Genomic DNA, 18,651 nt, shown 5'->3' with positions numbered 1-18,651 from the left:
TTGCGCCTTGCCCGGGCTACCAAACAATAAACTTCCACGATGCACCTGCCGTAAAGTAGCCCGGACAGGTGCGCCAGCACCGCCTCCGGGGAATTATCTACTCCTCGCTCACCACTGGCTTAACTCTTACCGCAAACAGCACAATCACCATCGCACTAACCAGCAACAAACCGCTGCCGGCGAAAACCCCGATGGCACCGTTAAGATCGAACACCGCCCCGCCGCCTGCCGCACCCGCGCCAATCGCCAATTGAATAGATGCCACCAACAGCCCGCCCGCGCTCTCCGCCTCATCCGGCACCGTCGTGGCAAGCCACGTTGACCAACCCACCGGCACCAGGCCAAAGGCAAAACCCCACATCGCCACTAACAAACCATCCAACAGCGCGAAGTGCCCGAACGTCACCATCATCAACGCCAGCGCGCTCATCGCCAGCGGCACCAGCGCCAGCGTCAGGCGCAGGCTTCTGGAGAGAAAATGTCCGGCAATCGAGGTACCGATAAAGTTCGCGACCCCAAAACCCAACAAGATCAGGGAAACCCCTTCGACGCTGGCCTGCGCCACGGTCTCCAGAAACGGTCGCAGATAGGTGAAGAAGGCAAAGTGACCGCTGAAAATCAGGATAGTCGCCAGCATCCCGCCCATCATGCCCGGACGGCGCAACACCTTAAACAGCGTCGCAAAGCTGCCCGCGCTCTCCGGGCGCATAGAAGGCAATACCCACAGCTGCCACAACAGCGCAACTACGCTCGGCAATGCGCAAATAATAAACACGTTACGCCAACCTATCAGCGCACCAAAATAGCTACCGAGCGGCGCGGCAACCACGGTGGCTATCGACACGGCAGAAAAGATGATCGCCAGCGCTTTCGGTACCATCGCCGCCGGAACCAGGCGCATAGCGGTGGCGGTCGACATCGACCAGAAACCACCAATCGCAATCCCTAACAGCAATCGTCCAAGCAGTAAAAACTCAAGCGATCCGGCAAAGGCCACCATCATGCTGGAGATGATTTGCAAAACGGAAAAGAACATCAGCACCCAGCGGCGATCAATATTCCTGGTCGCGGTAGTGATCAGCAAACCAGTAAGCAACGCCACCAGCGCCGTCGCGGTCACCGCCTGCCCCGCCATACCTTCACTCACACCGAGGCTGGCCGCCATCGGCGTTAACAAACTGGCGGGCAGAAACTCGGCGACAATCAGGCCAAACACCCCCAGCGCCAGCGCGTAGACGGCGCGCCATGCGGGCTTAGCGTTTGCCAGACTCTCTTCAGCGGCAATGCAGGAACTCATATACATCTCTCCAGAACAATTAACATTTCGTTAAGATTAGGGTGTTCCTGTCGGACGATCTATGATGCATACTCTGCAATTATTGATAATTCGTCCGGGAATGATGTAATGACTCAGCAAGCTCTCGATCTCACCAGCGAACTGCTGCGCGGCATGCGCCTTTCCGGCGTCAACTACCGGCGCATTGAGGCCGTTCGCCCCTTCGGCGTCGAGTTCAGTCATGTACCCGGCAAAGCGCAGTTCCACTTTATTAGCCGGGGCCCGGTGCTGCTGCGCATGGCCAGCGGTCAACGTCTGACACTGGAAAGCGGCGATGCGTTATTTATTCCCAACGGCGATAGCCACGCGTTGCTTTCCGATGAACAGGCCCCGGTGATGAACGTCCTGAAGCTTCCCAGCGAACCAGTTTGCAGCACCGTGTGTTGTGTTAAAAATAAGGGCGACGACGCGAAAAATGGCAGCGCCATTATCTTTAGCGGCTGCATGGATTTCGAACTGGGCGGCATGCAACCGCTGGTCAAAGCGATGCCAGAAGTGATGCTGGTCAGCAGCCTGCTGACCGCTCGCCCGGAGATCCAGCCGATGCTGGCGGCGATGGAACGCGAAACCCTCACCCGACAGGCAGGCTACGCCGGTATTCTGGCACGTCTTGCTGATGTGGTTGCCGCGCTGATCGTCCGCGGCTGGGTCGAGTGCGGTTGCGGCAATGCCACCGGTTGGGTGCAGGTGCTGCGCGACCCGAAGCTGGCCAAAGCCATTTACGTCATGCATCAGCAGCCCGGAATCAACTGGAAGGTCGAAGATTTGGCTCGCGAGGCGGGAACCTCCCGCTCGGTATTTGCCGAACGCTTTCTCTCCGCCACCGGTACCACACCAGCCCGCTACCTGACCGAGCTGCGCATGCGGCTGGCGGTACAGTACATCTCCCATGAGGGACAGGCGCTGGAAAAAGTGGCCTTCAAACTGGGTTACAGTTCGCATGCCGCCTTTAGCCGCGCCTTTAAGCGCATCACAGGCAAAGCGCCGGGCGCACTGCGTGACCTGTCGCGGGGAGAAGAGTTTTAGCCCTGCCCTAATTCGCGAGTGCGCCTGACCGCCGCCAGCACGCTACGCTGAAGCCCGGCGGCAAAATCGCTATTGTTCAGTTCATACAGACCGTGAATCCCCACTCCCGCCGGTGAATTGTTGATATCCAGAAGCTGACGCGGATGCTTCTGGCTGCGGCGCAGCATCTCTGCCGCGCCGAGCAGATTTTCCCGCACCACTTCCGTAGCCTGAGCCCGCGACAACCCAGCCAACACCCCGGCATCGGTAAAGGACTCGATAAAGTAGTAGATATAGTTGGGACCTGCGACGCCAAAGCCGGTGAAGATATCGATCAATCGTTCCGGTAGATACAGTACTTTGCCGAAACCGCGCAGAAACGGCTCAACCGCTTCCGTGCTGGCCCCGGCGTTTAGGGTTAAGCCGCTATAGCCGAATCCGGTATCGGTCAAGGTATTGGGGATCACCCTGGCAATCGGCGTTTCAGCGCCAAACAGGGAGGACAGTTTTTCCAGTGTCACTCCGGCAATCAATGAAACTACCGTTGTTCCCCTCGTCAATTGTGAACGTGCACGGTCAGCCACCGCCGTCAGATCGTCCTGCGGACGGATCCCCAATACCACCAGAGAAGCGTCCGTTAACCCGCGACCGTCCGGCAGCGAATAGCGGTTTTGCAGATAGTCAACTCGCGCACCATCAATATCCTCCAGCGAGATCTCTTCCGCTCGCAGCGTACCGTTGCTTAAAGACGCGCGAATAATCGCCTCCGCCATCTGCCCGGCACCGATAAAATGAACATTTGCCATTATGCCTCCTGCTCTTCTGACTGATAAAAACGCAGCCGACAGACTGCGTCACCGCGAGCCAGCGCGGTCTGTACGTCTAACTTCAGTCCCGGGAATGCGTCGGTTAACGCATGATCGCCTTCCATGCAGATATCGCACAGCGTCTCAACTTCACGGGCCTCGCGCCCCTGCTGCCGCCAGCAGTTAACGTAAGGACAGTAGTGAAACTGGACGATAAATTCTGTGCGGCTGGCGCTGACGGGCTCCATTTCATAAACCTGAGATTCAAGACCACGGGTAAACAGCGTGGCGAACGCTTCCAGATCTCGTCCATCGTGCATCTGCGCGCGTATCTTATACCCAATATCCCGGCCATAATGACGAATCGCCTCCCGGGCAAAATCATCGGCGATATTGCGCTGACGGCTTTCATCAAGCAGATAACCGATAGTTGCGGCCCTTTTTTCGGTAATCGCACGCAGCGCCAGGGTCACCTCATCAGTTAGGCTTGCGGTGTTATGCGCTGGTTCTGAAGTTATTTCCGTCATGTGTTTATTCCCAGTCGGTATTGACTTTAACGTCGCTGGCGCCGGGTAAGGCATAAACATCTTCGGCGTACCATTTACGTGAAAGCTCGGCAAGCGTGCCGTCTTTTTTCAGTGCAACCAGCTGAGCATCAATCGCTTTAATCAACTGCGGGTCAGTGTCCTTTTTATATAAATAGACGTTAGGGAATAAGCCGACAGAATCCGAAGCTTTAAGGTTAAGATTTAGCGCCTTATTTAACGCCAGCAGCGCGCCAATAGGATAAATCGCCGCATCGTATTCGCCTGAAGCCACAGCTTTAAAAATATCAGCGGCGGACTGTTCACCATTAGGTTGCAGATTAATTTGCTGGGTCGGGTGCTTTTTATTGTAGTTTTCAATCACCGTATAGCGTGCATCGGTGGTATGAATCGGCACCAGCTTTTTCTTACCGCTGGCAAGATCGCCAAGATTATGAATATCGTTTTCGTTATTGCGCACGATCAGGCGTAAATCGCTGATCCCGGTCGGTTCACCGGAGTGGTCGTATTTTTCTGCCCGCTCTTTAGTGAGATAAAAGTGATCCGCCGCGAGGGTATAGGCCCCGGTAGATAAGCCAACTATCATCGCATCGCGCGAGACAGCATTAAAATGAAATTTATAATTAGCCAGCCGTTGATCCAGCACCTTTAACAGATCGCCGTCGTAGCCGGTAATATTGTTATTATCGTCAACAAAGCTAAAAGGAAAACCGTTGGCATTCACCACCACTTCTACCGTTTTCGCCGTCGGGCTTTTTTCAACAGCCTGCGCAGCGCTAATTCCCATTGTCAGGAACAGAGAACTCACCAGTAACGTTTTATTTTTCAAAATACTTTCCCCAAAATGATAAAGTTGCCACTCTTTTTTGTGCATCTCCTCGCCAGCGTGCGCTCAGAGATATTTCTACGCTGCGCAATGCCCGGGCGATCGCCAGACACAACACGATGTAAATCACCAGCACCACGCAATATGCTTCGACAAAGTGGAAGCCGCGTGCGGCGGCGATGTTGGCTTTCGCCATCAGGTCGATAACGGTGATGGTATAAACCAGCGAGGTATCCTTAATCAGATCGATCAACACGCTGGTGAAGTTGGGCAGCGCGGATACGGCTGCCTGCGGAAAGATAATCCGCCGAAACTGGGTAAACCCGCTGACGCCAATCGACCAGGCGGCCTCCCGCTGCCCTTTATCAACCGCATTCCATCCGGCCCGAAATGTCTCGGCAAAATAAGCGCTGAAGATCAGCGACAGCGCGGTCACCGCCGCCACTAGTGGCGAGAGCTTATAGCTGAACATATTCTCCTGCGGGCCGCCAAACAGTCCGGCGGCAATCCACGGCCAGACATAAAAAAAGAAATACAACATCACCAGTACCGGTACCGAGCGGCCAAAAGAGATAAATATCTTTGCCACATATTTAATACCGGGGGTCTGGCGAATGATTACATATGCAAGTCCTGCCCCCAGCAGGGTAGAAAAAAGTAGTGATAATAGCGTTATCGCCAGAGTCACTGGCAGTGCGCTCAAAATAAACGTAAAATTATCCCGAATAAATGCAAAGCTAAACATGTTAATCTGTCACTCCAGCAGGAACTGATATTTCTTTTCAATACGGGTGGTAAAATAGAGAATAATACTATTCAGCAACCAGTAGACGATTATCACGCTAATAAAGGCCGCAACCTGTTTAGCACCATAGCTATTTTGTGAGATCTTCTGTGCCCGACCAAAAATATCGACAATACCAATAATATTCACCAGAGAGGTCATCTTCACCAGATTGATTAAAAGATTACCAAAATTGGGAATAGCAATAATTAATCCCTGAGGGAATATAATCCGCCGAATGCCAATGTGCCATGGAATATTCAGGCTTCTGAGCGCCTCCTTTTGGCCAATATCTATTGCATGCCATGCCGAGCGGATCATCTCGGCGAAATAAGGACTGATGCTGACCGAGATAGATAAAATGGCAAAGGTGGTATCGCCAATTAACAGCGGTGGAAGCGCCAGCGCCGTCAGAATAAGTTTGCCACCGAAGAAAAACAGCAGGATCAGCAGCGCCAGCGGTGCCCCGCGCAGAATATCGGTATACCCTTTCGCAACAATCCTGAGCGGCATAAATCGACTAAATTGTAGCACCACGATAATCAGCGCCAGCATCAGCCCAAACAGCAATGAGGCGAAGGTCATTCCGAGAGTGATCGGTAAATTCTCCAGCAGTTTGGGGATAATCTGGCTGATATCCTGCCAGCTAAACAACGCGTTATTGTCCATCTTGAGCCTCAGCCATGATAGTGCAAACGAGCCAGAAACGCCCGGGTTCGCCCCTGCTGCGCGGCACCAAATATCTGCTCCGCAGGCCCCTGTTCTACAATCTCGCCGTTTTCCATAAACACCACCCGAGAAGCCACCTGGCGGGCAAACTCCATTTCGTGAGTGACGATAATCATCGTCTGCCCCTCGACGGCAATCGTCTGTATCAGTTCCAGCACTTCGCCAACTTTTTCCGGATCCAGCGCGGAAGTCGGCTCATCCAGCAGCAGTACAGCGGGGTTGATTGCCAGCGCGCGGGCAATACCGATGCGCTGCTTTTGCCCACCGGAAAGGCTATGAGGATAGTGATCTTTCTTATGCAGTAGCCCTACCTGCTTTAATAACCGTTCGGCAATATTTTCAGCCTCCTGGCGTGAGCGCTTTTTGGCATAAATCAAACCTTCGGTGATATTTTGCAGTGCGGTAAGATTATGAAAAAGATTCCACGATTGAAAAACCATTGCAGTTTTGGCGCGTAGCTTTTCAATTTCCTTTTTACCCGCCTTTGCACAGTCCAGCGCCACGTCATCTATTTTAATTTGTCCGCTATCTGCGGGTTCTAAAAAATTAAGCGTCCGCAATAGCGTTGTTTTCCCTGAGCCACTCGGGCCAATAATGCAAATAATTTCGCCGGGATTTACGCTCAGTGAAACATCTTTGAGTACCCGTTCACCGGAAAAGCTTTTACTGATTTTATCGAGAGTTATCATAATGAGATATTCGTGAATATATTTTCCAATCCGCCGCATATCGACGTTTGTTGCTGTGTAAAAACTATATTGCTGCGGTTCAGGGGATAGCAAACAAGAAAAAAACATATCTAAAGTCGAAAAATAACTTTTTATATATTTGTTATGGTATTAAGTCCGGATTGTAACCAATACATCACCATTCAGTGGGGTTAATGCTGAAACGCTAAAATTATTCAAATTTTCTGAAAGAGATGCGCAAATTGTTTCGATTTTAATCACCGCATGCTCAGTCTATTATTTATCACATCGGGGCAACAACGCTCCAACACTGATAAAACACTTAAGGAATACGACCATGAAATCCATCAAAACTTTCGTTGCAGTTGCTGCTCTCTCTATGATCTCTTTTGGTTCTTTTGCACAAAGCGTTAGCGCCAGCGCCTCAACTCTGGACCGCGCAGAAGCAAAAATCGCCGCTCAGGCAGCAGAACAAGGCGCGTCATACAAAATTACCAGCGCTCAGTTTAACAACCGCGTGCATATGACTGCTGAACTGACTAAATAAACTCCCCCGTCATACTTCAAGTTGCATGTGCGTTGGCTTTCCTGCAACTCGAATTATTCAGGGTATATAAGACTATTGCCGGGCCGCCAAAAGAACAGGCGACAGCGACAACACGATGAAATAAGGAATTGAATATGAAAAAAATCAGCGTGGTCACCGCACTGCTTTTGGCCGCTACACTTTCATCTACCGTGATGGCCGCAGAGAATAGCTTTGCGCGACCAGAAGCAGGTTCAAATATAGATACCTCAGTACATCAGAACCATATTGATGTCAGCCATGCTTTCGATAAAGAGAGCCTGACGGCGGGTAATCTTCAGTAAGACATAGCAAAAGGGGCGCGCGGAAATATCTGCTGCGCTCCTTATTTTTTCTGCCAGTTCGCCCACGGACTCTCAGTCGAGGCATCCGCAACGTCTGACGCCACATCCGTCAGCGAATCGATATACAGCTCCTCCACCTCTTTGCGCGCCCACGGCGTGCGGCGTAAAAACTTCAGGCTCGACTTAATACTCGGATCGCTTTTAAAGCAATTAATATTGATGCGCTTCGCCAGTTCAGCCCAACCATATTTAGCGACCAGCGCGTTGAGCAGGGCTTCCAGCGTGATACCGTGCAGAGGATCTTTTACGTGCTGCATGACCGTGTTTTTACCTGAATAGAAAAATTTCGCCCACCATACTGGCTCACGACGCCGTGCGCAACCCGACTCCCTCCCCTCTTAGCCAAAATTCGCAAAAGCACAGAACCCTGCGCAGACATAAATTAGAAAAGAACGTTATTGGTTGATTATTTTCGCTTAAGGCAAGCTGGTTTCAACCACCCGACTGAGGAATCGATCATGCGCTGTTGTTGTCCCCGAACTCTGAATCTGACTAAACGAAAATGCCTGAAAACCACCTTCGGAGAACACAATGAACGCGACAACCCTACCGATACTGGATCTTGCCCGCTACGCAGACCCCGCTGACAAAGCGGCGTTCCTTGCCGACCTGCGCCACGCGGCGCGCGATATTGGCTTCTTTTATCTGATTAACCACGGCGTTGATGCCTCGCTGCAGCAGGCCGTCCAGCAGCAGTCCCGCGCTTTTTTTGCCCTTGCTGATGAACAAAAGCAGCAGGTGGCGATGATCCATTCCCCGCACTTTCGTGGCTACAACCGCGCTGCATCGGAATTAACCCGTGGTCAGCCGGACTGGCGCGAGCAGTTCGATATCGGTGCCGAGCGCCCGGCGCTCACGCTCAACGAACGCGCCCCGCGCTGGCAGCGCCTGCAGGGGCCAAATTTATGGCCCGAAGCCTTGCCCTCACTCAAACCGACATTGCTAACCTGGCAGCAGGAGATGACCCAGGTTGGGATCACGCTGCTGCGCGCGTTTGCCGAAGCACTGCACCTTCCGCAGGATGCCTTTGATGGCCTGTATGGCGATAAACCCAACGAGCATATCAAGCTGATCCGCTATCCGGGCCAGCAGGAGACGCAAAGCGCCCAGGGCGTCGGCGCGCACAAGGATTCTGGTTTTCTCAGCTTTCTGTTGCAGGATGAGCAAAAAGGCTTGCAGGTCGAAGTGTCACCCGACCGCTGGATTGACGCCACGCCGCTGGCGGGAAGCTTTGTCGTGAATATCGGCGAGCTGCTGGAGCTGGCGACCAACGGCTATCTGCGCGCAACGGTGCACAGAGTGGTGTCGCCGCCTGCCGAGCAGCAGCGTTTGTCGATTGCTTTCTTCCTCGGCGCGCAGCTGGATGCTGTAGTCCCCGTTTATACGCTACCTGCCGAACTGGCCCGCGAAGCCCTCGGCCCGGATAGCGACCCGCAAAACCCGCTGCTGCGTGAAGTGGGCTGGAATTACCTGAAAGGACGTCTGCGCTCGCATCCTGATGTCGCTGAACGCTACTACCAGGATGTTTTTCGCGAACGCGCCGAGCAATTGATCGTGTAGACATAACAACAAACAAAAGGAATAAGATGATGAAATATGCCGCATTTAAACTGGCAGGGGTCGCACTGTCTCTCTCTCTGGCGTGGACTTCAGCCCAGGCCGCCGCGCTACGCGTTGCCGCCGACCCGGTACCGCACGCTGAAATCCTGAACTACATTAAAAAAATCGATCCCAGCCTTGATTTGAAAATTGTCGAATTAACCAGCGGCGTGAACGCCAACGAACTGCTGGCTAACGGTGACGTCGATGCCAACTATTTCCAGCACGTGCCCTATTTAAAAGATCAGGAAAAGGCGCTAGGCAAAACGTTTGCCGTTGCGGCGACCGTGCATATTGAGCCGCTGGGCATTTATTCGCGCAAGCATAAAGATTTTAAATCGCTGCCTGAGAATGCCACCGTAGCGGTGCCGAATAACACCACCAACCTGAGCCGCGCGCTGTTTCTACTGCAAAGCCAGGGGCTGATTAAGCTGGCGGCAAAATTCACCGACCCGGCGACCACGCTGGCGACGCCGAAAGATATCGTCGAAAACCCGAAGCATCTGAAGATTCTTGAAATTGAATCGCCGCAAATTCCTCGGTCGTTGGATGACGTCGACCTGGCGGTGATCAACGGTAACTATGCGCTGGAAGCCGGGCTGGTTCCGGCAAAAGACGCGCTGGGTCTGGAAAGCGCCACCAATAACCCGTATGCCAATATCCTGGTAACCACGCCTGAGCTGGCGAACGATCCGCGCATCAAGGCGTTGGCCAAAGATCTCACTTCGCCGCAGGTCGCCGAATTTATCCGTAAACAATATAACGGCTCGGTAATCCCGGTTGCTCCTCAATCATGATTGAGATTGTCGGGCTGAGTAAAACCTATGCCGGAACAGGCCGACCGGCGTTAAACGATGTCTCTCTGCAGGTGCCGAAAGGAGCCGTTTACGGCATCCTCGGACGCAGCGGTGCAGGCAAAAGTACGCTGATACGCTGCCTGAATTTGCTGGAGCGGCCCACTGCGGGCCGCATTATTGTGAACGGGAACGATATTACCCGGATGGATAAAAGCGCACTGCGCGAGTATCGGCTGCGCACCGGCATGATCTTCCAGCACTTTAATTTACTTCATGCCCGCAGCGTGACCGACAATGTGGCGGTACCGCTGGAGATAGCCAAAGTGCCAAAAGCCGCCCGCCAGGCGCGCGTTGCCGAGCTGCTGGAGCTGGTGGGGCTGGCGGATAAAGCCGCCGCCTTCCCGTCTCAGCTTTCCGGCGGGCAAAAACAGCGTGTGGGCATTGCCCGCGCGCTGGCGGCAAGGCCGGATGTGCTGCTGTGCGATGAGGCGACCAGCGCCCTTGATCCCGAGACCACAACCTCGGTGCTTAGCCTGCTGGCGGACATCAATCAACAGCTGAACCTCACTATCGTACTGATTACCCATGAGCTGGAGGTGGTGAAAACCTTATGTGACCACGCGGCGCTGCTGGAGCACGGTGAAATTATTGAAAGCGGCAGAATTGCCGATCTACTGGTGGCCCCCTGGTCGCGGCTGCGGCAATCACTTCTTCACGATCCTCAGGCGGAGCGGGATTTTCTCGCCCGCCACGGATTTCACGGGAGGCCTTTATGCGGAGTAGCATGAGTTGGGATGATCTTTGGCCGCTATTGCTCCAGGGCACGGTAGATACCGTTTATATGGTCGGTCTGGCGGCGCTGTTTACCGTGGTGCTCGGACTACCTACCGGCGTGCTGCTGTTTGTTTCACGCCGCAACGGCCTTGCGCCCATGCCGAAGGTCAACGCCATATTGGGCGCGATTATCAACTTTGGGCGTTCGCTGCCGTTTATCGTTCTGCTGATTGCGCTGATCCCTTTTACCCGGCTGATTATCGGCACCACTCTCGGCAGTACCGCTGCGGTGGTTCCAGTCACTATCGGCGCTTTTCCGTTTTTTGCTCGCCTGACGGAAAATGCACTGGATGAAGTGGATTACGGGCGTATCGAGGCGATTTTGTCTATGGGCGGCAATATCTGGCACGTCATCTTTAAATCGCTGTTGCCGGAAGCGTTGCCGACGCTGCTGGCGGGCATCACGCTGACCATCGTGATGCTGATCGGTTTTTCCTCAATGGCGGGCGTGATTGGCGGCGGCGGGCTGGGGGACCTGGCGATTCGTTACGGTTATCAACGCTTCAATAACGAGGTGATGGTCGGCACCGTACTGATTCTGGTCGCCCTCGTGCAGGGCGTACAGATGGCCGGCGACCGTCTGGTACGCGGTTTAGCGCACCGACGTTAGCGGAACATGCGGTTTTCGCTATTGAAAACCGCATTCCCTAACCAGGGTTCGTATCAGTTCAGCCGCCGGAAGCTCACGAATAAGATTTACGCCCTGTCCTGCCCAATGTGCGCCGTACTGATGATCGCCATGCGCTTTGGCCGCCGTGGCCAGCGCTTTCCCGAGATCATAAGCTACCGGATAATCAGGGATAGCATGCGGCTCATTCATTTCGCGCCAGCCGTTAACCACACATCGCGCCGGACGCCCGGAAATCGCCGAGGTTAAAACAGTTTTCCCGTCAGGGCTGCTTTTAATGGCCTCACGGTAACCGGCATCTGCTGCTGACTCCGGGCACAGCAGGAACGCCGTTCCTAGCTGCGCGCCCTCAGCGCCAAGGTTCATCACGCTGTTAATTCCAGCGCCGTCCATAATGCCGCCTGCGGCGATAAGCGGAATGTCAATCCGCTGTTTAATCGCCTGAACCAGGGTAAACGTACTCATCTGTCCGTCAGCAGCCTGTGGGGCAAAAATACCGCGATGACCTCCGGCTTCGTAGCCCTGAGCCACAACCATATCAATCCCCTGCGCTGAGACCAGTTGGGCTTCTTCAACGCTGGTGACGCTCGCCAGGGTAACAATGCCCTTTTCACGCAGCCAGCGAAGTGTTTCTCGATCCGGAACACCAAAATGGAAGCTCACCACCGCTGGGGTAAGATCGAGCAGCAGCTCTGTCATCTGTGGATTCTGTTGAAGACTGAGATAAATTTCCGCCAGCGTTTGCGGCGGAACGCTGCCGAAGCGCGCAAATTCGGGACCCAGTCGCTCAATCCACTGCGCTTCACGCTGAGGGTCTCTTACCGCCGGGGCGTGGCAAAACAGATTGACGTTAAATGGGCGAGTGGTTAAGCGCCTGGTCTGGTTTATGAGCGCTTCCGCCTGCGCCACCGAGGACGATCCCAGGCCCAGCGAACCGAGTGCTCCGGCATCGCTGACCGCCGCCGCCAGCTCCGGCGTCGACACGCCCGCCATCGGGGCCTGAATAATGGGATAATCAATATCAAGCTGCTGCGTAAGCCGGTTGCTCATAGGCTGCCCTGTTAAAATTTGTGCGTTCAGGCAATCAAAATCTCTTTTAGAGATGATAAGATCAACATTATTTTCAAATTAAGAACAAAAATATGAACCACACCACATTACAGATTTTCAAAACGGTGGCGGAAGAACAGAGCGTCACCCGTGCAGCAAAGCTGCTGGGGCGGGCACAGTCCAATATCACTACCCGCATTCACCAACTGGAAGAAGAGCTGGGAGTCGAACTTTTTGCCCGCGGCAATAAGAAGATGCTGCTGTCGCCCGCCGGAGAGAATTTTTTGGGTTATGCCGTGAAGATCCTCAGCCTCGCCGAAGAGGCCAAACAGGCGCTGCATCCAGCCACACCGGGGGGGAATTTTCGCATGGGGGCGATGGATGCCACCGCCGCCAGCCGTCTGCCGCGGCTTCTCCCTCTCTTTCATACCCAATGCCCGGAGGTGACGCTGACGCTAAAAACGCAGCCGACCCGCCAGCTTATCCTGCAGGTACTTGACGCTTCTCTCGATTGTGCGCTGGTGAGCCTGCCGCAAGGCGCTATCCCGCCGGACGACCTTGAGTACAAGTCGGTCTTTAAAGAACAACTGGTCATGGTGCTCCCCGCCGACCGACAACGTTTTCGCTTTGCGGCTTTCCCGGATGGCTGTACCTATCGGGCAGCAGGCGAAGCTTTTCTGAAGCAATCAGAGGAAGCAGAGGTTGAAATCCAGGATGTCGGTTCCTACCACGCGATGCTTGCCTGCGTCGCCTCCGGCGGCTATGCCTGCCTGCTGCCGCAGGGCGTTCTTGATACTCTGAAATTGCCAGAAGGCAGCATTATACGCCCGGTTGGCGAAGCGCTAACTCAGTTAATATGGCGCAAAGGCTATACCTCACCGGCCCTTGAACATATGCGCCAGATCCTTGAATCAGCGTCCGATATTTGACTGCCGCCGGACTCCCATCGCGACCAGCGCAGCGGCGACCAGGAGCGCAAATGCCGCCGCGCTCAGCGAAGGATTAAACGATCCGCTGCGGTTATACAACGCCTCGGCGACCAGCGGGCCGATAATTTGCCCTACGCCATAAGTCGCGGTCATCGCGGCAACCATATTGAATGACACCAGATGGTTCAGCCGCCTTCCCTGCGATAGCGCGATGGTCACCGTCCCCAAAAACGTAAAACCGACGAGCAGCGCGCTCAACACGCAAAACGGTAACGAATGACTCCACGCCGGAAGGATCACGCCGACCGCCTGAATCAGCAGATTTGCAGTAAACGCGCGGCGATAGCCAAACTTAATCACCAGCCGATGCCAGACAAAACATGACGGAACCGCCGCAAGTCCGAAGATAGCCCAGATTTGCACCGGATCGATGGCGTTCAGCGAACCGCTGAGAAACAGCGGCAGATAGGTGGCGGTAATAATGTAGCCGAAACCGGCAAGGCCATAAATCAGCAGCAGTTTCCACGCTTCACTGACTCCCCCCTCTTCCTGCTCATGTTGCGCGCTATCAGCAGGTTTATAAGCGATAAGATAATCGGCCGGACTCAGCAATAAGCGCAGAGCCAACACAAACAGGACGCCAGCGCTTATTGCACATATCAACCAGATTTGCTGGCTGGAAAGCGCAAGTGCTTTGCCCAATGAGATAAATTCCGCCGACAGAAATATCCCCATCCCGACGCCGGAAAAAAGCACCGGCGCGCCGTTATGATGCTTCATATGCTGTAGCAGCCACAGCGAAGCGGCAATCAACGTGACCGCGCTTAACAATCCAGCAATACCGCGTACCACGATAATTGCCAGCGGAGAAACCAAAAACGCCAGCAAAGCCATGCACAGCAGCGTTAGCAACGCGGAAAGCAGACTTAACCATCTCGCGTCCGCAGGCCTGGCTTTCGCCAGCAGCAACGCGCCCGCCAGATAACCGGCGTAGTTTGCCGAAGCGGCAAGATTCCCTTCGCGCAGTGAGAGTATCTGCTCATTCAACATCAAAGGCAGGATACCGGTATAGGCAAAACGCCCGTAGCCCATGCCAATGATCAGTACGACTGAACCGGCCAGCGCCAGTAGAAAAGCCTTTAACTCAGGTCTGATTTCGCCAACGTTCACCTGTTACCTCTTTAATTAAATCTCATTAAGAGAATTATAATTTAATATTATTCTCTTTTTATTATGATATCGGTTAACCCGACGCGCAAGTGACTCCATGCAGAGGCTCGTTGCCCTGCATGGTGAGAGACTTTACGTAAAAGGTATGGAGATGCTTCGTCGGGGGACGAAATATGGCGTAAAACTGATGTGAGCCCCGAACATCCATGTCCGGGATCATTTAGCGATGGCTTAGCGCCAGTTTGGCGGCAAACAACATAAAAATGCCGCCGGTAACACGATCCATCCACTGAACGAACAGTGGCGTTTTCAACAGAGTAGCGGCATAACGGCTGGCTATTATGAGGGTTAACGACCACAGTGTGCCGATCAGGACATGAATGGCGACCAGCAGAAATGTCCAACCCACCGGAGAGTGGCCTGCGGGAATAAATTGCGGCAGGAAAGATACATAAAATATGCCCATCTTCGGGTTAAGAACATTGCCCAGCATTCCCTTTAAAAACCAGTTACTGGCGGGTGTCCTCGCTATTTCCTGGCAATTAAAATGACGGCGTGGCCTGAGAATTAATTGAATACCTAACCAGCATAAATAAATGGCACCACACCACTTTAGCAGGTCATACGCCAGCGCCGATGCTGCCAGCAACGCCCCGAGACCAAAAGCAACCACCGCGCCCCAGATAAAGCACCCCATATCAATACCCAATGCCGCCTGAAAGGCTTTTTTACCGCCTTCAACGGTGGACGTTCGTAAGATCAGAGCCGTATCAAGGCCAGGAGTAAGAGTTAGCAGGAGTGCTGCGAAAGAGTAAGCAAGAAGGGAATCTTCGACGGACATTTTGTCTCTCCGAAAGCGAGAATTTTAGGCAAACGCCCCTACTGAAGCAATCAAATAAATTTCATATTCTCGAAACTGAGTACTGACAAATTACATGGAACAAAAGCTCTTCGCGACAAATGCCGGACGCAAAAGCAGATAGAGTCATTCGACCAAACGATCTTCAAGACAGGTACTCATGACATTTGTTCAAATGCGTATTGCCAGACCGGTCACCAATCTTGCCGCCAGTAGCAAAATGTACTGCGAAGGACTGGGACTGAAGCAAATCGCCCAGTTTTCCGATCATGATGGCTTTAGCGGGATGATGGTCGGACGCCATGGTCTCGGCTGGCATCTTGAGTTCACCCTCTGTCATCACCATCCAGTGACGCCTACGCCCAACGAGGAAGATTTGCTGGTGCTCTATTACCCGCAAATTGCAGAATGGCAAGCGCAGTGTGAGAACATGCTGGCTGCCGGTTTTGTGCAGGCCAGCGCGTTTAATCCGTACTGGAATGTGAACGGTAAAACCTTTGTCGACCACGACGGCTATCGGGTGGTGCTGCATAACAGAAGCTGGCGGTAGCAAATCCACACGGCGCTACTTCACGAGACGGACGTCAGGATAGCGCGGGCTCGCCGCCTCATGAAATATATCGCTTAGCCAGCCGGGAATTTCCGCTTCCGTGAGGTCATCCGGGATGATGACCCCGTGCAGCGGCGAATATTTGCCTTCGCTGAGATCGACGCGAAAGACTAACCAGCGCTCACCCTCGCGTTTTACGCCAATGTGGCGACCAAATACGTTATAAATCAGCATGATTGGCCCTACTCTTTCTCCTCACGCAGCCACGGGGTGACGGTAATCCCGGCCAGCAGTCCTTCCGGGCTAAGCAGTCGCGTCACGGTCTGGCCCCAGGGTTCCATGCGGTTATCGACCAGCAGACGGTAGCCTCTGGCTTTCAACACGTCGGTCGCGGAGTCGATATCGCGTACTTCAAACTCGATCCAGGCCTGCGGCACCGGCAGGTAGTCTGGCCAGACATCAGCGTCAAAACAGGAGCGCGCCGCCTGCGCCAGCGGCCACAGGGCAAAATGCTTTACTCCGCCGAGGGCGTTATGCTCAGTCAGCAGATACTCTTCGTTACCGGGCATCGGTTTTAACGGTAACCCCAACGCACCGAGGTAAAATTCGTGGCTGGCGGCGGCTGGTTGCGTTATCGGCCCAAAGCCCGCGACAAACAGAACATCCATACCGACTAAATCGTATTCCATACCCTCTCCTGTCATTGTCCGTGATGTAATAACAAATTTTATACTCTGTTGCGCACCGCTTTCCCAGATTCCTCTTCTCTCATTACTATTTTTAGTGTGTTTGCCTGAATCATTGAGAAAGCGCATAGTCTGCCCGTCACTCCCGACGTCGCTGCGCTATGCTTAGCGTCCCTTTGGTTTTAAATACTTAGCGTTATGGCCACTTCCGTCAGCACCACTCAGCTTAATCTGCGTATTATTTCAATCGTTGTCTTTACCTGTATCTGCTATCTCTCCATCGGCCTTCCGCTCGCCGTGCTGCCCGGCTATATCCATTATCAGTTGGGATATAGCACCTTTATCGCCGGGGTTGTTATCAGCCTCCAGTACATTTCAACTCTGGTCAGTCGCCCACATGCTGGTCGCTATACCGATATCTGGGGAGCGAAAAAAGTCGTCAGCCTGGGGATTGTTTGCTGCATGCTCAGCGGATTATTCACGCTGCTCGCGGTGCTCCTGCAATCCGTTCCGCTGCTGGCCGTTGCCGCGCTGTTAATTGGCCGAATTTTCCTCGGCGTCGGGGAGAGCTTCACCGCCACCGGCGCAACCTTGTGGGGGATTAAAACCGTTGGCGCGATCCACACTTCGCGAGTTATTTCATGGAACGGCGTGGCGACCTATGTGGCGATGGCGGTAGGTGCCCCACTGGGCGTAATGCTTAACGGCTATTTTGGCATCAGCGGATTTGCCGCCGTGGTGATTCTTGTGGCAGTGGTTGGCCTGCTCTACGCCCGCACGCGGCAGGACGTCAGCGTGACGGCGGGTATCCGGGCTCCGTTTCATGTGGTGGTGCGCAAAATCTGGCCCTACGGGATGGGGTTGGCGCTGAGCACCGTGGGTTTCGGAGTTATTGCGACCTTTATTACGCTCTACTTTTCCGCCCATAGCTGGCAAGGCGCGGCGTTTACCCTTTCCCTGTTCAGCGTCGGCTTTATCTGCATCCGCCTGGTGTTGGGCAACATGATTACCCGCTATGGCGGCGTGCCGGTATCGTTAGCCTGTTTTGTGGTGGAGTGTCTGGGCCTGCTGATCATCTGGTATGCCCCTTCTGCGTGGATTGCCGGAATCGGCGCATTCCTCACTGGTTCAGGTTTTTCTCTGGTCTTCCCGGCGCTTGGGGTTGAGGCGGTGAAGCAGGTCGAAGAGCAAAACCAGGGAACTGCCCTGGGTACCTATTCAGCATTTCTCGATCTGGCGCTGGGGTTAACCGGCCCGGTTGCCGGATGGGTGGCGGGTTATTACGATCTGGACACTATTTATTTGCTCGCTGCGGTGGTGGTCGCGCTGGCGTTTATATTGATTTTGCGAATTTACCTACGACAACGCGCTGATTTGCAGCGGACTTGAGGAATACTCTACGGACGGCGATTCTCGCGTTGCCTGGTAAAAAACTAATCAATATTTGACTGCTATTCGGCTTCCGTGCCACCATCGCCTCAGCGTCCGGCTGGCGGCGCAATGGTGGCACGGGTGGATATCAGAGACCGCATGATTAAGGTCCATGCCCGTCCTCAACCTGATTCTGGCGGGAAATAAAAGACATGCACCAAAGTTTTAATCAGCGCGTTCATTTCTATTACTGCATTCTGGTTGCGCTGAAAATACACGCAAATTCAAAGAAATCGGGCGGCGTTCGCGGGAAGAATAACTTCCTGCTGAAATGGCTACGCAAAGCCCAGGACAACAATATATTCCACTCGGATATTGCCAGCGAGATCGAATGGCTTCGCGGCAAAATCATTCAGGCTGGCTATGACACCGACCTCGAACCGATGCTGGATTTTGTCTACGCCACCGCCAAACGTGCGGAAGACCTTAAAAACGCTGACTGATTCCCACCCGGGCCGTTTGGCCCGG

At 53.8% G+C, this 18,651-nt stretch carries 24 protein-coding genes; 11 read left to right on the top strand and 13 right to left on the bottom strand.

Annotation, left to right across the window (positions count from 1 at the left end):
- Positions 1 to 97 precede the first annotated feature (97 nt).
- The gene (locus QVF11_RS18355; protein WP_287858585.1) at positions 98 to 1,297 is read right to left on the bottom strand and encodes an MFS transporter; all 1,200 of its coding nucleotides are present in this window, start codon (positions 1,295 to 1,297) and stop codon (positions 98 to 100) included.
- Between the two features lie 108 nt (positions 1,298 to 1,405).
- Here QVF11_RS18355 and QVF11_RS18350 point away from each other — a divergent pair, with 108 nt between their 5' ends.
- The gene (locus tag QVF11_RS18350; RefSeq protein ID WP_287858584.1) at positions 1,406 to 2,362 is read left to right on the top strand and encodes an AraC family transcriptional regulator; all 957 of its coding nucleotides are present in this window, start codon (positions 1,406 to 1,408) and stop codon (positions 2,360 to 2,362) included.
- On the opposite strand, the gene QVF11_RS18345 is transcribed toward QVF11_RS18350, so the two are convergent.
- From QVF11_RS18345 to QVF11_RS18320, 6 genes are read right to left on the bottom strand one after another with little or no spacing between them, the layout of a single operon-like run.
- Positions 2,359 to 3,147, bottom strand: coding sequence for a pyrroline-5-carboxylate reductase family protein (locus QVF11_RS18345; protein WP_287858582.1), 789 nt, complete (start codon positions 3,145 to 3,147; stop codon positions 2,359 to 2,361). The genes QVF11_RS18350 and QVF11_RS18345 overlap by 4 nt on opposite strands.
- On the bottom strand, positions 3,147 to 3,674 hold the full coding sequence (locus QVF11_RS18340) for an L-2-amino-thiazoline-4-carboxylic acid hydrolase (RefSeq protein WP_287858581.1): 528 nt from the start codon (positions 3,672 to 3,674) through the stop codon (positions 3,147 to 3,149). Before QVF11_RS18340 ends, QVF11_RS18345 begins: the two co-directional genes overlap by 1 nt.
- Positions 3,675 to 3,678: 4 nt before the next feature.
- On the bottom strand, positions 3,679 to 4,521 hold the full coding sequence (locus tag QVF11_RS18335; RefSeq protein ID WP_287858579.1) for a transporter substrate-binding domain-containing protein: 843 nt from the start codon (positions 4,519 to 4,521) through the stop codon (positions 3,679 to 3,681).
- Positions 4,511 to 5,263: an amino acid ABC transporter permease gene (locus tag QVF11_RS18330; protein WP_287858578.1), complete on the bottom strand. Its 753-nt coding sequence runs from the start codon at positions 5,261 to 5,263 to the stop codon at positions 4,511 to 4,513. Before QVF11_RS18330 ends, QVF11_RS18335 begins: the two co-directional genes overlap by 11 nt.
- Before the next feature lie 9 nt (positions 5,264 to 5,272).
- Positions 5,273 to 5,971 (bottom strand): amino acid ABC transporter permease, encoded by a 699-nt coding sequence (locus tag QVF11_RS18325; RefSeq protein ID WP_287858576.1) that lies wholly within the window; start codon positions 5,969 to 5,971, stop codon positions 5,273 to 5,275.
- Between the two features lie 8 nt (positions 5,972 to 5,979).
- Positions 5,980 to 6,720, bottom strand: coding sequence for an amino acid ABC transporter ATP-binding protein (locus QVF11_RS18320; RefSeq protein WP_112215003.1), 741 nt, complete (start codon positions 6,718 to 6,720; stop codon positions 5,980 to 5,982).
- A gap of 337 nt (positions 6,721 to 7,057) precedes the next feature.
- Between QVF11_RS18320 and QVF11_RS18315 the strand changes: the two genes are divergently transcribed.
- Positions 7,058 to 7,267, top strand: coding sequence for a YdgH/BhsA/McbA-like domain containing protein (locus tag QVF11_RS18315; protein ID WP_110274717.1), 210 nt, complete (start codon positions 7,058 to 7,060; stop codon positions 7,265 to 7,267).
- 134 nt (positions 7,268 to 7,401) lie between these two features.
- Entirely contained in the window at positions 7,402 to 7,590 is a 189-nt protein-coding gene (locus QVF11_RS18310; RefSeq protein WP_110274718.1) for a hypothetical protein, read from the top strand.
- A gap of 41 nt (positions 7,591 to 7,631) precedes the next feature.
- On the opposite strand, the gene QVF11_RS18305 is transcribed toward QVF11_RS18310, so the two are convergent.
- Entirely contained in the window at positions 7,632 to 7,907 is a 276-nt protein-coding gene (locus QVF11_RS18305; RefSeq protein ID WP_287858575.1) for a VF530 family protein, read from the bottom strand.
- Between the two features lie 274 nt (positions 7,908 to 8,181).
- Here QVF11_RS18305 and QVF11_RS18300 point away from each other — a divergent pair, with 274 nt between their 5' ends.
- The 4 genes from QVF11_RS18300 to QVF11_RS18285 are packed head-to-tail and all read left to right on the top strand — an operon-like array spanning position 8,182 to position 11,490.
- Positions 8,182 to 9,210 carry an isopenicillin N synthase family dioxygenase gene (locus tag QVF11_RS18300; protein WP_142982222.1) on the top strand — a complete coding sequence of 343 codons (1,029 nt, stop codon included), beginning with the start codon at positions 8,182 to 8,184 and terminating at the stop codon, positions 9,208 to 9,210.
- 29 nt (positions 9,211 to 9,239) lie between these two features.
- Positions 9,240 to 10,046, top strand: a complete 807-nt coding sequence (locus tag QVF11_RS18295) for a MetQ/NlpA family ABC transporter substrate-binding protein (protein ID WP_139540107.1) — start codon at positions 9,240 to 9,242, stop codon at positions 10,044 to 10,046.
- On the top strand, positions 10,043 to 10,834 hold the full coding sequence (locus QVF11_RS18290) for a methionine ABC transporter ATP-binding protein (protein ID WP_287858574.1): 792 nt from the start codon (positions 10,043 to 10,045) through the stop codon (positions 10,832 to 10,834). The genes QVF11_RS18295 and QVF11_RS18290 overlap by 4 nt, the downstream gene beginning before the upstream one ends.
- A complete protein-coding gene (locus QVF11_RS18285; protein WP_167492769.1) occupies positions 10,831 to 11,490 on the top strand; it encodes a methionine ABC transporter permease in 660 nt (219 codons plus the stop codon). The genes QVF11_RS18290 and QVF11_RS18285 overlap by 4 nt, the downstream gene beginning before the upstream one ends.
- A gap of 18 nt (positions 11,491 to 11,508) precedes the next feature.
- Here the strand turns inward: QVF11_RS18285 and QVF11_RS18280 are convergent, their stop codons facing one another.
- The gene (locus QVF11_RS18280) at positions 11,509 to 12,558 is read right to left on the bottom strand and encodes an NAD(P)H-dependent flavin oxidoreductase (RefSeq protein WP_142515367.1); all 1,050 of its coding nucleotides are present in this window, start codon (positions 12,556 to 12,558) and stop codon (positions 11,509 to 11,511) included.
- A gap of 92 nt (positions 12,559 to 12,650) precedes the next feature.
- Between QVF11_RS18280 and QVF11_RS18275 the strand changes: the two genes are divergently transcribed.
- The gene (locus tag QVF11_RS18275) at positions 12,651 to 13,487 is read left to right on the top strand and encodes a LysR family transcriptional regulator (protein ID WP_112215010.1); all 837 of its coding nucleotides are present in this window, start codon (positions 12,651 to 12,653) and stop codon (positions 13,485 to 13,487) included.
- On the opposite strand, the gene QVF11_RS18270 is transcribed toward QVF11_RS18275, so the two are convergent.
- Together QVF11_RS18270 and QVF11_RS18265 are read right to left on the bottom strand one after the other, a co-directional pair.
- Positions 13,470 to 14,657: a YbfB/YjiJ family MFS transporter gene (locus tag QVF11_RS18270; protein WP_112215011.1), complete on the bottom strand. Its 1,188-nt coding sequence runs from the start codon at positions 14,655 to 14,657 to the stop codon at positions 13,470 to 13,472. The genes QVF11_RS18275 and QVF11_RS18270 overlap by 18 nt on opposite strands.
- Positions 14,658 to 14,877: 220 nt before the next feature.
- On the bottom strand, positions 14,878 to 15,498 hold the full coding sequence (locus QVF11_RS18265; RefSeq protein ID WP_142513694.1) for a LysE family translocator: 621 nt from the start codon (positions 15,496 to 15,498) through the stop codon (positions 14,878 to 14,880).
- 178 nt (positions 15,499 to 15,676) lie between these two features.
- Here QVF11_RS18265 and QVF11_RS18260 point away from each other — a divergent pair, with 178 nt between their 5' ends.
- A complete protein-coding gene (locus QVF11_RS18260; protein WP_142513692.1) occupies positions 15,677 to 16,066 on the top strand; it encodes a VOC family protein in 390 nt (129 codons plus the stop codon).
- A 15-nt stretch (positions 16,067 to 16,081) separates the two neighbouring features.
- Here the strand turns inward: QVF11_RS18260 and QVF11_RS18255 are convergent, their stop codons facing one another.
- Together QVF11_RS18255 and QVF11_RS18250 are read right to left on the bottom strand one after the other, a co-directional pair.
- Entirely contained in the window at positions 16,082 to 16,300 is a 219-nt protein-coding gene (locus QVF11_RS18255) for a DUF7661 family protein (RefSeq protein ID WP_142513690.1), read from the bottom strand.
- A gap of 8 nt (positions 16,301 to 16,308) precedes the next feature.
- Positions 16,309 to 16,755, bottom strand: coding sequence for a VOC family protein (locus QVF11_RS18250; RefSeq protein ID WP_142513689.1), 447 nt, complete (start codon positions 16,753 to 16,755; stop codon positions 16,309 to 16,311).
- A gap of 195 nt (positions 16,756 to 16,950) precedes the next feature.
- On the opposite strand from QVF11_RS18250, the gene QVF11_RS18245 reads away from it, so the two are divergent.
- Together QVF11_RS18245 and QVF11_RS18240 are read left to right on the top strand one after the other, a co-directional pair.
- On the top strand, positions 16,951 to 18,141 hold the full coding sequence (locus QVF11_RS18245; protein WP_110274730.1) for an MFS transporter: 1,191 nt from the start codon (positions 16,951 to 16,953) through the stop codon (positions 18,139 to 18,141).
- Between the two features lie 194 nt (positions 18,142 to 18,335).
- Positions 18,336 to 18,626 carry a hypothetical protein gene (locus QVF11_RS18240; protein ID WP_110274731.1) on the top strand — a complete coding sequence of 97 codons (291 nt, stop codon included), beginning with the start codon at positions 18,336 to 18,338 and terminating at the stop codon, positions 18,624 to 18,626.
- Positions 18,627 to 18,651 lie beyond the last annotated feature (25 nt).

It is taken from the genome of Klebsiella sp., from assembly GCF_027492335.1.
Lineage (GTDB): Bacteria > Pseudomonadota > Gammaproteobacteria > Enterobacterales > Enterobacteriaceae > Klebsiella > Klebsiella huaxiensis.
This window is presented reverse-complemented; position numbering and strand designations above follow the sequence as displayed.

Coding starts and splice junctions, on each gene's coding strand:
- QVF11_RS18355 (WP_287858585.1), bottom strand. CDS start 1,297: ATGAGTTCCTGCATTGCCGCTGAAGAGAGTCTGGCAAACGCTAAGCCC.
- QVF11_RS18350 (WP_287858584.1), top strand. CDS start 1,406: ATGACTCAGCAAGCTCTCGATCTCACCAGCGAACTGCTGCGCGGCATG.
- QVF11_RS18345 (WP_287858582.1), bottom strand. CDS start 3,147: ATGGCAAATGTTCATTTTATCGGTGCCGGGCAGATGGCGGAGGCGATT.
- QVF11_RS18340 (WP_287858581.1), bottom strand. CDS start 3,674: ATGACGGAAATAACTTCAGAACCAGCGCATAACACCGCAAGCCTAACT.
- QVF11_RS18330 (WP_287858578.1), bottom strand. CDS start 5,263: ATGTTTAGCTTTGCATTTATTCGGGATAATTTTACGTTTATTTTGAGC.
- QVF11_RS18325 (WP_287858576.1), bottom strand. CDS start 5,971: ATGGACAATAACGCGTTGTTTAGCTGGCAGGATATCAGCCAGATTATC.
- QVF11_RS18320 (WP_112215003.1), bottom strand. CDS start 6,720: ATGATAACTCTCGATAAAATCAGTAAAAGCTTTTCCGGTGAACGGGTA.
- QVF11_RS18315 (WP_110274717.1), top strand. CDS start 7,058: ATGAAATCCATCAAAACTTTCGTTGCAGTTGCTGCTCTCTCTATGATC.
- QVF11_RS18310 (WP_110274718.1), top strand. CDS start 7,402: ATGAAAAAAATCAGCGTGGTCACCGCACTGCTTTTGGCCGCTACACTT.
- QVF11_RS18305 (WP_287858575.1), bottom strand. CDS start 7,907: ATGCAGCACGTAAAAGATCCTCTGCACGGTATCACGCTGGAAGCCCTG.
- QVF11_RS18300 (WP_142982222.1), top strand. CDS start 8,182: ATGAACGCGACAACCCTACCGATACTGGATCTTGCCCGCTACGCAGAC.
- QVF11_RS18295 (WP_139540107.1), top strand. CDS start 9,240: ATGAAATATGCCGCATTTAAACTGGCAGGGGTCGCACTGTCTCTCTCT.
- QVF11_RS18290 (WP_287858574.1), top strand. CDS start 10,043: ATGATTGAGATTGTCGGGCTGAGTAAAACCTATGCCGGAACAGGCCGA.
- QVF11_RS18285 (WP_167492769.1), top strand. CDS start 10,831: ATGAGTTGGGATGATCTTTGGCCGCTATTGCTCCAGGGCACGGTAGAT.
- QVF11_RS18280 (WP_142515367.1), bottom strand. CDS start 12,558: ATGAGCAACCGGCTTACGCAGCAGCTTGATATTGATTATCCCATTATT.
- QVF11_RS18275 (WP_112215010.1), top strand. CDS start 12,651: ATGAACCACACCACATTACAGATTTTCAAAACGGTGGCGGAAGAACAG.
- QVF11_RS18265 (WP_142513694.1), bottom strand. CDS start 15,498: ATGTCCGTCGAAGATTCCCTTCTTGCTTACTCTTTCGCAGCACTCCTG.
- QVF11_RS18260 (WP_142513692.1), top strand. CDS start 15,677: ATGACATTTGTTCAAATGCGTATTGCCAGACCGGTCACCAATCTTGCC.
- QVF11_RS18255 (WP_142513690.1), bottom strand. CDS start 16,300: ATGCTGATTTATAACGTATTTGGTCGCCACATTGGCGTAAAACGCGAG.
- QVF11_RS18250 (WP_142513689.1), bottom strand. CDS start 16,755: ATGGAATACGATTTAGTCGGTATGGATGTTCTGTTTGTCGCGGGCTTT.
- QVF11_RS18245 (WP_110274730.1), top strand. CDS start 16,951: ATGGCCACTTCCGTCAGCACCACTCAGCTTAATCTGCGTATTATTTCA.
- QVF11_RS18240 (WP_110274731.1), top strand. CDS start 18,336: ATGCACCAAAGTTTTAATCAGCGCGTTCATTTCTATTACTGCATTCTG.